The 11,097-nt window shown below is 69.9% G+C and carries 11 protein-coding genes; 1 reads left to right on the plus strand and 10 read right to left on the minus strand.

From position 1 onward, the window contains the following. Nucleotides 1–70: 70 nt before the first annotated feature. The 10 genes from KY462_05655 to KY462_05700 form a co-directional block, all read right to left on the minus strand. A complete protein-coding gene (locus KY462_05655) occupies nucleotides 71–916 on the minus strand; it encodes an ABC transporter ATP-binding protein (protein MBW3577215.1) in 846 nt (281 codons plus the stop codon). A gap of 53 nt (nucleotides 917–969) precedes the next feature. Then, the gene (locus KY462_05660) at nucleotides 970–1,548 is read right to left on the minus strand and encodes a hypothetical protein (GenBank protein MBW3577216.1); all 579 of its coding nucleotides are present in this window, start codon (nucleotides 1,546–1,548) and stop codon (nucleotides 970–972) included. 84 nt (nucleotides 1,549–1,632) lie between these two features. After that, nucleotides 1,633–2,985 carry an MCE family protein gene (locus KY462_05665; GenBank protein ID MBW3577217.1) on the minus strand — a complete coding sequence of 451 codons (1,353 nt, stop codon included), beginning with the start codon at nucleotides 2,983–2,985 and terminating at the stop codon, nucleotides 1,633–1,635. Continuing rightward, nucleotides 2,982–4,091 (minus strand): MCE family protein, encoded by a 1,110-nt coding sequence (locus KY462_05670; GenBank protein ID MBW3577218.1) that lies wholly within the window; start codon nucleotides 4,089–4,091, stop codon nucleotides 2,982–2,984. The genes KY462_05665 and KY462_05670 overlap by 4 nt, the downstream gene beginning before the upstream one ends. Beyond that, nucleotides 4,088–5,374, minus strand: coding sequence for an MCE family protein (locus KY462_05675; protein ID MBW3577219.1), 1,287 nt, complete (start codon nucleotides 5,372–5,374; stop codon nucleotides 4,088–4,090). Before KY462_05675 ends, KY462_05670 begins: the two co-directional genes overlap by 4 nt. Beyond that, a complete protein-coding gene (locus KY462_05680; GenBank protein MBW3577220.1) occupies nucleotides 5,371–6,510 on the minus strand; it encodes an MCE family protein in 1,140 nt (379 codons plus the stop codon). The genes KY462_05675 and KY462_05680 overlap by 4 nt, the downstream gene beginning before the upstream one ends. After that, nucleotides 6,510–7,682, minus strand: a complete 1,173-nt coding sequence (locus KY462_05685) for an MCE family protein (protein MBW3577221.1) — start codon at nucleotides 7,680–7,682, stop codon at nucleotides 6,510–6,512. The genes KY462_05680 and KY462_05685 overlap by 1 nt, the downstream gene beginning before the upstream one ends. Further along, nucleotides 7,679–8,758: an MCE family protein gene (locus KY462_05690; protein MBW3577222.1), complete on the minus strand. Its 1,080-nt coding sequence runs from the start codon at nucleotides 8,756–8,758 to the stop codon at nucleotides 7,679–7,681. The genes KY462_05685 and KY462_05690 overlap by 4 nt, the downstream gene beginning before the upstream one ends. After that, entirely contained in the window at nucleotides 8,755–9,492 is a 738-nt protein-coding gene (locus KY462_05695) for an ABC transporter permease (protein ID MBW3577223.1), read from the minus strand. Before KY462_05695 ends, KY462_05690 begins: the two co-directional genes overlap by 4 nt. 155 nt (nucleotides 9,493–9,647) lie before the next feature. Then, nucleotides 9,648–10,367, minus strand: a complete 720-nt coding sequence (locus tag KY462_05700; GenBank protein MBW3577224.1) for an ABC transporter permease — start codon at nucleotides 10,365–10,367, stop codon at nucleotides 9,648–9,650. A gap of 279 nt (nucleotides 10,368–10,646) precedes the next feature. Between KY462_05700 and KY462_05705 the strand changes: the two genes are divergently transcribed. Continuing rightward, nucleotides 10,647–10,955, plus strand: a complete 309-nt coding sequence (locus KY462_05705; protein ID MBW3577225.1) for a helix-turn-helix domain-containing protein — start codon at nucleotides 10,647–10,649, stop codon at nucleotides 10,953–10,955. The last annotated feature ends 142 nt before the right edge of the window (nucleotides 10,956–11,097 follow it).

Raw genomic sequence — 11,097 nt, forward strand, 5'->3', positions numbered from 1 at the left:
CCGGCGGTCAGCGCGTCGGCCGAGCGGCACCGGTCACGCACGTCGTGGCGGCGGGCAACCCTCGATCCGGTCACAGAAGCTCCGGCCGATCGCGTTCGTTGGACATGCCGATCGGACCGGTCGTGCGCCCACCGAGGAACTGGCGCACGACCGGGTACGGACTGGAGAACATGTCCTGCTTGGACCCGAACGCCACCAGGCTCCGGCGGAACAGGAGCCCCACGTAGTCGCCGATATCCCGCGCTGTGGGAATGTGATGCGTCACGATCAGGAACGTCGAGCCGAGCTCTTCGTTGAGCGTCAGGATCAGATCGTTGAGGATCGCGGTGCGGACGGGGTCCAGGCCGGAGTCAGGTTCGTCGAACAGGATGATCTCGGGGTCGAGGACGAGCGCACGCGCGAGGCCGGCCCGCTTCTTCATCCCGCCGGAGATCTCACCGGGGAGCAGATCCTTGGCTCCTTCCAACCCCACCATCTCGAGTTTGGCGTGCACGATGTCGCGGATCTCACGTTCGGACAGGCGGGTGTGCTCGCGGAGCGGGAACGCCACGTTGTCGTAGACGTTCATCGACCCGAACAGCGCCCCGTCCTGGAAGAGCACCCCCATCTTCCGCCGGACCTCGTACAGCTCCTTCTTACGCAGGGTCGCGATGTTCTTGCCGCCCACCCACACCTCACCCCCGTCGGGCTTGAGCAGGCCGATGATGTGGCGCAGGAAGACCGATTTCCCGGTCCCCGACGGGCCGAGCACGATGTTGATCCTCCCGCGGGGGAACTCGACCGAGATGTCATCGAGTACCTGGTTGTCACCGAACGACTTCGACAGGTGACGCACGCTGATCGCCGGATCGTCGAGTCGGGTGTTCCCCGGCCAGATGGGATCGGCGGTCTTGTCGTAGTCCGGCGGGGGGATCATGTCGGGGTCTTCGAGCTGTCCCCACTGGTTCGCCGACGTCAGGCGCCGATCGGTCACGTCGCCTCCTCCGGGCACTGGTTCGCGCCGTACAGCTCGAGGGCGTCGATCAGCCAACGGCCGTCGACGTGATTCACGACGGCTCGAGCGCCCCAGCACTGCACGTCGGACGCGTCGAGGGCCGTGCTTGTGACCTCCTGACGGACGACGGCCAGGGCGACGCCGGTGTCGCCCGCGCCGGGCCGGGTGCCAGCGTCGCCCACGAGGTCGAGGATCTCCCCACTGCTCCGCGCCTCGGTGGCGGCGAGATCCTGACTGATCCGGTCCAGCAGCTCGCGAACCTCGTCGCGGAAACCGGCGGTGGCGAGCTCCTCGATGGCAGCCTGGACGTCGGCGAGCTGGTCCGACTCCCAGTTCGTCAATGCGGCGATGGCCCGACCGGCCACCTGTGCGACGTCGGCGTCGGCGGCGCGTTGCTGGGCGAGGCGGAACCACAACCCGAACAGCGCGACCGCGACCGCGACGGCGGTCGCGGCGACCACCCACGCCCCGACGGGACGCCGGCGACCCCGGCCGGGCTGGGACCCGCTCCCGGCGGCAGCAGCGTGGGACGCCGTGGCGGTGGGTTCGGTCATGGTCGCCTCGCCATCCCACGGCCCGTCCGGATCCTTCGGGGCGTTGCCGTCACGATCGTCTCCGGGTCTGTCGGGACGTCACCATCACCAACGTCTCCGGCTGCGTGCGCGGTGCCCGAGCCACGCGGCCAGGAGCGTCAGCGGAGCGGCGAGCGACACGCCACCGCCGGTGGCCGGGAGCGGACGGACGGCCCCGCCCGCGCCGGAGCCGGAGCCGGCAGGAGCAGCGGCGGGGGGCTCGCGCCCACCCTCGACCAGCGGTGCGAAATCGATCGGCGGGGCGGTCGGGTCGGGCGGCTGGTGGTCGGGCTGGCGGACAGCGTCCACGCCCACCCCCCACGGCGACACGCAAGCGGCGCCAGGTTTGGTCTGGGGCGTCGGCCGGTCGGGGATGTAGTCCTGTCCGCCGAACGGCTCGAACATCAGGAGGTTGATGCGCTGCCACTCGACGTTGGGGCGGTAGGGGTCGTACTGGGTGATCACGTCGAACCCGAGATAGAAGTTGGTCGCGAGCTCGAGCAACCGGGACACGTTGTGCAGGTTGTCCGGGCGGGCCAGCCGCCCGTTCAACGCGGTGAAGTCCTCCATGAGGCAGGCCTGGTCCGCCCGGGTGCTGCGGATGAAGGCTTCCCCCTCTCGCAACGCCACGGTTCCGCGGTCGATGATCGTCTCCAGCTCCGGGCGGTTGGCCGCCAGCGTCTCGGAGAGATCGGCGAAGTCGGGGAAGATCCCCGCCAACGCCTGCCGATGCTCGTTGAGCTCGTCCAGCAACGGGCCGCTGGACTCGATCAGGCGCTCGAAGTCGGGGATGCCCGACACCAGCGTGGTGTTGAGGTCCAGCGTCGCCCGGTTGAGCTCCTTGAGCAGCTGGGACCGTCCCCCGACCGCTGTGGCGAGCTCATGCACCAGCACTCCCAGATCGTCCCGGTCGATGCGGTTGAGCAGTCGGCTGGCCGTCCGCAGCAGCTGCGGAACCTCGGTGGGGAACGAGGTGGCCTTCGGCTCGACCCGCGCCCCACGCTCGGCCGCCTCCCAGCGCTCGGCCGTCTGGATCCGTGCCGGTATGAGCGGGCCGTCGGGTGGTTCCCACGTCGGGGTAACCGGGATGAGGTTGATGGCCTGCTCGCCGATCGGGGACCGGCGCAGGATCTGCGCCACGGCGTTGGCCGGGACCGCTTCGCCGCCGCGGATGTCGAGCTCGACGTCGACGCCCGCATCGGTCAGGCGGATCTCGGCGATCTGGCCGACACCGTGGCCCAGGACCGTCACCTCCTGGTTGAGGAAGAGCCCGCCGGTGTGGGCCAGCGGGACCGTGAGCCGGTAGCGGTCCTCGATCACGGCGCCCCCGACCCAGTGCAGGGCCGCGTACACCAGGAGAGCCATCGTGGCGATCGCCAGCAGCGTCAGGTTGATCGCGACCCGGGTGAAGGACCTCACGACCCACCGCCTGCGTCGCCGCGGCCATCGCGGCTGAAGTCGGGCTCCTCGTTGTGGGTGGTGTGCCCGAACCGGCAGCCACGTGCGTCCGCGTCGCACGGGCCGTAGGCCGTGCCCGGCGGCGGGTCGTTGCTCCGGCCGGGGTTCGGCGGGTCACACGTCGCGGAGGGATCGTCACGCTCCTCGCTCGACGTCCCGCACGTGATCACGTCCAGCCAGATCTGGACGAACTCCAGCTTCTCGGCGTTGGGCACGTGCAGGTTGTGCCATGGCAGGTAGGTCAGCACGCCCTGCAGGGCCCCGTCGATCGCCGTGACCGCGTGGAGGATCACCTGCAGCTGGGCGAAGAAGTCGCGGAGCTCGTCGCGGTTGTCGCGCAGGATGCGTTCACCGACCACGCCGAGGCGGCGCAGTTCCTCCAGCGCGTCGAGGAGCCGCTCGTCCTCCTGGCTCAACGCGGCGGTCGAGCGTGCCAGCGCCTCGACCGCGGCGGCGTTGGTCTCGGCCTCGCGTGCCAGCGGCTCCAGCAGACCATCCAGCGCGTCCAACAGCCGCAGCACCTCGCCCTTGTCCGCCTCGTAGTCGCCGACGAACGCCTCGAGGTCGCCGATCAGCTGTCCCAGCGTTCCGCCCCGCCCCCCGAACGTGATCGCCCCGGCGTGGACAGCGGCGTTGAGGCGGTCGGCCGCCACGAACGCCAGCAGGTCGTTGCCGGTGATCACCAGCCGTTCGAGGTCGGTCTGGACCTCGCTGTCTTCGATGAACCCGGAGCTGAGCCTGCCGCCGGGGCGGGTGGGGACCAGCTCGACCATCCGCTCGCCCAGCAGGCTGGTCTGCTTGAGTACGGCTTTGACCTCTGCGGGCAGGCCGGTGTCGTCGCGCACCTCCATGGTGACCCGGGCGCGGTGGTCGTCGGTGAGCTCGATCACCTCCACCGTGCCGACCCGCACGTCCGCGGCGAACACCGGAGCTCGCGGGACCAGGTCGATCACGTCGGAGAACTCCGTCTCCACCGTCAGCGTCCCGTCCGCCCGACAACCGGCAGCCATCAGCGCCAGCACCATGACCGACAGCGCCCAACGCCGCGACCGCCAACGCCCGGTCACGGCTGGAGCCCGCGTCGTGACAGCGGCGGTCGGTGGCGAGGTTCGTGCACCGGCGCCGGCGCTGGTGGCAGCGTGGACTGGGCGTGGTCCAGCAGCTGGCGCGGATCCCGAGCGTCGTCCTCGAGGCGCTCACGCAGCCCCGGGGTGGCGTTGAGGACCTGGTCGAGCGCCTCCTCCAACGGCACCGTCTGATCGGGGTGGGCGACGTGGCCGCAGGGCAGGATCGGGGCGACGCACACCCGTTCGGGCATGTGGCCGTCGACGAGCTCGGGCGTGGAGCACTCGGCGACCTCCAGGCGCAGGCACAGCCCCACCAGTCGGTCGGTGACCCGCTCGGCGATCAGCTCGGACAGCCCCTCGTAGTTGTTGACCAGCGGGAGCCAGTTGCGCTCCATGTCGAACACCCTGCCGGCGTTCTCGTACAGCTCCGCCTGCCAGGTCACGGAGCGCTCGATCTCGTCGAGGTTGCGCACGGCCGTGCGGCCCAGACGGGTCACGGTGGCCACGTCCTGCTCGAGGCTGCCACGGTGGGTCGCGAGCAGGTCGGCCAGCTCCGTCGTCATGCGCGCCACGCCACCCAGCGCCGCGTCGATCTGGCGGCGTTCCCCGGCGAGGCTGGCCACGACGGCGTTGGCGTCGTCGATGAACGCTCCCAGCTGTTCGTTGCGGGTGTTCAGCGTCTCGTTGAGGTCGGCCAGTCGCCCGGCCAGGGCGATCAGCTCGTCGTCGTTGTCGCGGAGCACGTCGATCGCGACTTTGGCGTTGTCCAGCGTGCGGCCCAGCTCGTCGCCCTGCCCGTCGAGGACGGTGGCGAGGTTGGTCACCAGCCGCGCGACCTCATCCTCCGGGAGGGCGTCGAGGTAGCGGTTCAGGGAATCGAGGACCTCGTCGAAGTCGGCAGGGACCCCGGTGCGCTCGACGGGGATGGTGGTGCCCCACGCCAGGGTGGGATCGCCTTGCCGGTGCGGTGGATGCAGCTGGACGTAGCGCTCACCGAGGAGGGCTTGGGGGACGATCACCGCTCGGACGTCGGCGGGGAGCCGGACCCCGCGGTCGATCGCCATCGTGACCCGCACGGTCGCGGATCCCTCCGGGACGTCGATGCGCGCGATGCGCCCCACGTTGACGCCCGCGACGCGCACCCGGGAGCCGGTGAACAGGTTGAAGGTGCTCGAGAACTCGGCCGTCACCTCGTTGGTCGGGGTCGCGAACACGCCGAACGCCGTGGAGACGGCGAGTGCCAGCAGCATCACCACCCAGACGAACGGACGGAGGCCGTTCACGGTGTCCTCGCGTTCTTGCTCACCGCACCGAACAGCGAACGGATCGATGGTGTCCCGCCGCCCGTGCGGTGTTGATCGCGGCCACCGTCGATGTCGTCGCACGACCGCGGATCGGGTCCCAACACCTGGTCGAGGAAGTCGTCGAGCGCACCGCCGCACCCGAACAGAACGTCCACGCCGAGGCTGCCCAGGCTCTGGGTGAACACGTTCCCCCAGTACGGGTTGTCCGCCGGGCCGGACTTGGTGATGTTGGCGTACCCCTCGAACGACACCCCGCCGTAGGCGAGGACGTGGGCCACGTCGACCATGTGAGCGTCGACGATGCGGAGATCGCGGTGCAGCTCCTGCAGCGCACGGTCGAGCTGCTGGCGGTCCTCGGCGACCAGGTCGGCGACCGCGTTGGATGCCTTGGCGGTCTCACGTAGCAGCCGCGTGACGTCGTCGCGGTTGGCCGCCAGTCGGTCGAGGGTCGAGCCGAACGCGTCGACGATCCGGACGATCTCGCGGTCCTCGTCGGCCAGGACGGCGAACACGTCCTCGGACCGGTCGATCGCGGCGGCGAGTTCGTCGCGACGTTCGGCGATCACCCGGGTGACGTCCTGAAGGCCCTCCAGGAGCGCCTCGACCTCTTCACGTTGACCCTCGGTGACGTCGGCGATCGACGAGATCAGCTGCGCCAGCGCATCGACGTCGGAGCCGCGCAGCAGGCGCACCGTCTCCTGGTTGAGCTCGGCGTAGTCGACCGGCGTGCTGGTCCGGCTATCGGGGATCACGTCACCGTCTCGCAGGAGGCGCTCCCACGCGTCGCCGGCGTGCAGCTTGACGACCCGTTTGCCGAGGAAGTTCTGCAGTGCGATGGAGGCGCGCGTGTCGGCGGGCATCGGCTCGGTGATCCGCAGCTCGGTGACCACCCGGCCGTTGTCGTCGAGCCCGACGGACTCGACCGCGCCCGCACGGAGCCCCGCGATCATGACCGCGTCGCCGGCCTCGAGACCGGCTGCGTCGTGGAAGGACGCGCTGACCACGATCCCGCCGGTGATCCAGCTGCGGTCGAAGACGATCCCGATGAACGTCCCCACCGCCAGCATCGCCGCGAACACCAGCCCGACGATGACCTGATTGCGCTGCAGCAGCATCAGTCGGTCCCCGCCGACGACGTCGCGGCTCGGAGCGGCTGGCGCAGCCCAGCGCGGAACAACGGCTCGACGCCGCCGCTCCGCCCCCCGCTGGCAGGACGTTCCTCCTCTTCGTCCAGCACGACCCCGCTGCCGCTGCACTCGTCGTTGCGACCCATGTTGGGCGGCTGCTCCTCGGGGGGGACCGGTGCCGGTAGGCACGCGCCCCGCTCGGTCGACACCACCTCCCCACCGTCGGAGAAGCCCGCGACGCGGATGTTGAACCACTGCCCCCACCGCGACGTGCGGTGGTAGAAGGCCAGACCGCGACCGAGGTGGGTGACCAGATCCTCGAGGTTGGTGTGGTTCACCGACAGGATCGCGGTCAGCTCGTCGAGCTCGTCGATCGTCCCGTGTATCGCGGCTCGGTTGTCCTCGACGAACGTGCGCAGGGCCTCCTGGGCGTCGGCCAGGTCGCGCACGATGCGGATCAGCTCGTCGTTGCGTCCTGCCACGGTCTCGGAGACGTCGGCGAAGTCACGCAGGAACGAGCGCAGGGCCTGTTCGCGGCGGGCGTACTCGCCGGCGAGCACGGCGCCGTTGCGCAGGATCCGGCCGATCTGCTCGTCGCGTGCGGCGACGGTCGTGGTCAGCGAGGCGGCCTCGGCGATCAGCTCCTGGATCTGCTGCTCGCGCCCCCCGACCGCGTCGTTGAGGGCGCGTACCACGACGTTCCCGACCTCGGGCTCCAGGGCGCGTTGGATCGGCACCAGCCGCTCCATCAACCTGCCGAAGTCTGCGACCGCCAGGGTCCGCTCGGTGGGGAAGCGGTGCCCCGGTTGCAGCTCACCATCCCCGGCCGGGTAGACGTACAGGTAGCGCAGACCGAGGAGGTTGCGCCAGCGGACCGCCACGGTGGTGTCGCGCCCCAGCCGGATGTCGTCGCCCAGCGAGAAGGTGACGACCGCCTCGCCGCGTTCGATGCGGATGTCGTCGACCTTGCCGACCTCGACACCGGCGACCTTGACCGCGTCGTTGGTGACCAGCCCGGTGACGTCGCCGAACGCCGCCTCGTACGTCACGCGGTCAGCGAACGGCCGGATGTTGCCGATCGTGACCACCAGCCAGGCAGCGAACGCCACACACACGGCGGCGAAGATCACGAACTTCAGCAGCGGGTGCTGACCGCTCACGGCCGGCCTCCGCCGGCCGGCGCTCGAGCCACGCACCCGGGCGCTCGCCGTTGGAACTCACCCGGGAGACGTCCGCAGAGCTCTTCGAGCTCTCCCTCGCCTCCGATCAACCCCCGGAACCAACCGTGCTCGCTGTGGTCGGACAGGCTCCCGCCGTGGCTGGCGAGCTTCAGCGAGTAGCGGTAGATCCCGAAGATCATCTGCGACAGACCGTCGGCTTGGCCGGCGATCACCCGGTTCACCGTTGTCGTGACGGCCAGGACCTCGCGGATGGCGTCCTGCTGGACCTGCAGGAAGTCGCGGGTCACCTGTGAGAAGGACGACAGGGTCTCGAGGTTGCGGCGGACGGCCGGCTGGCGGTCGGGGAGCACGCCGACCCACGCGGGCAGGGAGCGGTTGAGCCGGTTGAAGTCCTCCGCCGTGGTCGCCAGCTCCGCGGCGAGCGTCGCCAGTGCCGACAACCGCGCCAGCTGCTCGGGGGCTGTGCGGGCGCCGAAGTCGGCGAGTTCCGCGCCGACCTCGATGTTGCGGGCAGCGATCTCCGCGTCGGTGCGGTCGAAATCCCCGAGCGTGTCGACCACCATCCCCAGCTCCACGGGGTCGATGGCGTCCAGCACCGGTTCGAGCGACGCCAGGAAGTCCTGAACCTCCGTCGGCGCGTCGTCATCCGCCACGCGCAGCACGTCTCCGCCGGACAGCGGCGGCCCAGCGTTCAGACGCTCGCGTCGTGGGCGGAGCTCGAGCTGCTTCTCGCCCAGGAAGGTCTTGCTGGTCACCGCCGGCGTCACCTCCCGGGGCAAGCGGTGGATCGGCCGGATCGTCGCGACCGCGACCGCGTTGCCGTTCTCGTCGAGCCGGACGTCGCTGATGCTGCCCACCAGCACCCCGCGGACCTTCACGTCGGAACCGGGATCCAGCCCCTTCCCGGCCGACCGTCCGAGGTGGACTGTCACGTCGTAGGAGCCCGATGGCGGTGCCGCGACCACGCCAAGGAGTGCGACCCCACCGACGACCAGTGCGACAGCTGCCAACACTCCGGCCAGTCGCCGGACGACGGTGCCGCCGATGGGTCTCATCCGGCGATCTTCACCGTCTCGCCGCCCACGCCCCACAGCAGGACCGAGATGAACATGTTGAGGACCACGACCGTGACGATGCTCGCCCGGATCGCCCGACCGACGGCGACGCCCACCCCGGCCGGGCCGCCCTCGGCGTAGTAGCCGTAGTAGGTGTGGATCAGGATCACCACGATCACGAACAGCACGGCCTTCAACAGGCTGTAGATCACGTCGACCGGGGGCAGGAACAGGCTGAAGTACTGGTCGTACGCGCCGGGAGACACCGTGAAGAACTCGGTGACCATCACGCGGGTGGCCTGGTAGGAGGCGAACAACGCCAGCAGGTACAGCGGCACGGTGGGGATCAGCGCGGCCCATAGGCGCGTCGACACCATGTAGGGGATCGACGGCACCGCCATCACCTCGGCGGCGTCGATCTCCTCGCTGATGCGCATCGCGCCCAGCTCCGCGGTGAAGCCGGCGCCGACCTTGGCCGCCAGCGCGAGCCCGGCGATCAGCGGGGTGATCTCGCGCGTGTTCGCCCACATCGATACCAGACCGACGTAGGCCTCGGCCCCGATCGTCCGCAGTCCCGCCACGCCTTCGAGGCCGACCTGCGTCCCCGTGAAGAACGCCATGGTGCCGATCACGAACGCCAGCCCCCCACCGAGGACGAGCGCGCCGGCGCCGACCACCACGTCGGAGACCATCTCCAGGATGCGGCGGCGGTACTTGATCAGCGCGACCGGCATGCCGCCCAGCGCCTCACCCCAGAAGCGGAACTGTCGGGCGAGCTCCTCGAACGGTGCCAGCGGCCGGGTGACGACCTCCGCGGCGCGCTCCACGGCCCTGGCCTCAGCGGCGGGGATCGTGTCGTGGGCGGTCGCCACGGCCCCTCCTCGCCCGCTCAGAACTTCGACGGGACCACGTTGAAGTAGATCGTGGTCATGGTGAAGTTGACGAAGAACAGCACGATGAACGTCAGCACCACGGAGCTGTTCACGGCGTCGCCCACGGCCTTGGGCCCGCCGCGGGCGTTGTACCCGTAGTGGCAGGCGATCGCCGCGGCGATGTAGCCGAACACCGCCGCCTTCAGCAGCGCCTGCCAGAAGTCCGCGAGGATCGCGAGCTCGTTGAACGACGCCAAGTACGACCCCGAGGAGTTGCCCTGCACCGGGACGGCCATCACCCACCCGCCGAGGATGCCGGCGGCAGACACGATCCCGTCGAGCAGGACGGCCACCACGGTGGCTGCCAGCAGACGAGGCAGGACAAGTCGCTGCACCGGGTCGACGCCCATCACCTCCATGGCGTCGAGCTCGTTGCGGATGCGCCGCGATCCCAGGTCGGCCGTCATCGCCGAACCGCCGGCACCGGCGATCAGCAGGGCCGTCGCGACGGGAGCGGCCTCGCGGACGACCGCTAGGACCATCGCCGCGCCGATGTGTGCCTCGGCGCCCAGCTGCTCGTTGAACGAACCGACGTGCAGCGCGATGATCACACCGAAAGGTATCGAGATCATGATCGTCGGGAGGCTGGTGACCTTGGCGATGAACCAGCACTGGTCGACGAACTCGCCCCTGGGGAACCGGCCCCTGCCGATGGCCAGCGCCCCGTCGACCCCCATCGCGGCGACCCCGCCGAGGTTGGCGAGGCCGTTCCTGATGCTCGGCACCGCTCGAGCTCCCGTCGGGCCTTGGGCCGGGCGGACGTCGACGCGACCGCACCGGCGGGGCGAGGAACCTAGCAAGCCTCACGGAACGTAACGACTTGCGGTTGCACCTCGGAGGGATCGCGTGCGCTTCCTAAGTAGTCGCTGACATAATTGCAGTGACGTAACTAACGTCCCACTTCCTTCGGTTGCGTATCCGTGTGCGCGATGCTTGCCTCCGTCGAAGGAGGCGAGATGCCGCGCAGCAGCCCGTATGAAATCGTGCTCTCCGGCGAGGAGCGCGACGAGCTGGAAGCCCGCGCGCGGAGATATACGTCACCGTATGCGGAAGTGGTACGGGCAAGGATCGTGCTGATGGCCGCCCAAGGGTTGCGCAACGACGAGATCGCCGCACGCCTTGACACCCCCAGGCAGGTTGTTTCGAAGTGGCGCAAGCGCTTCTATGCGGACCGGCTTGCCGGCCTGGATGACCTGCCGAGGGTCGGACGGCCGCCGGCTTTCCCCCCCAGACGTCGTGGTGGCGGTCAAGGCGCTCGCGTGTGAACTCCCGGCTGCCTGCGGCCGGCCGCTGGCGCGCTGGCACTGCCCCGAGCTGGCCCGGGCCGCCGTGGATCAGGGCATCGTCGCGTCGATCTCGGGCACAACGATCTGGCGGTGGCTGGCCGCGGACGCCATCAAGCCGTGG

The sequence above is a fragment of the Actinomycetota bacterium genome (assembly GCA_019347675.1).
Classification (GTDB): domain Bacteria; phylum Actinomycetota; class Nitriliruptoria; order Nitriliruptorales; family JAHWKO01; genus JAHWKW01.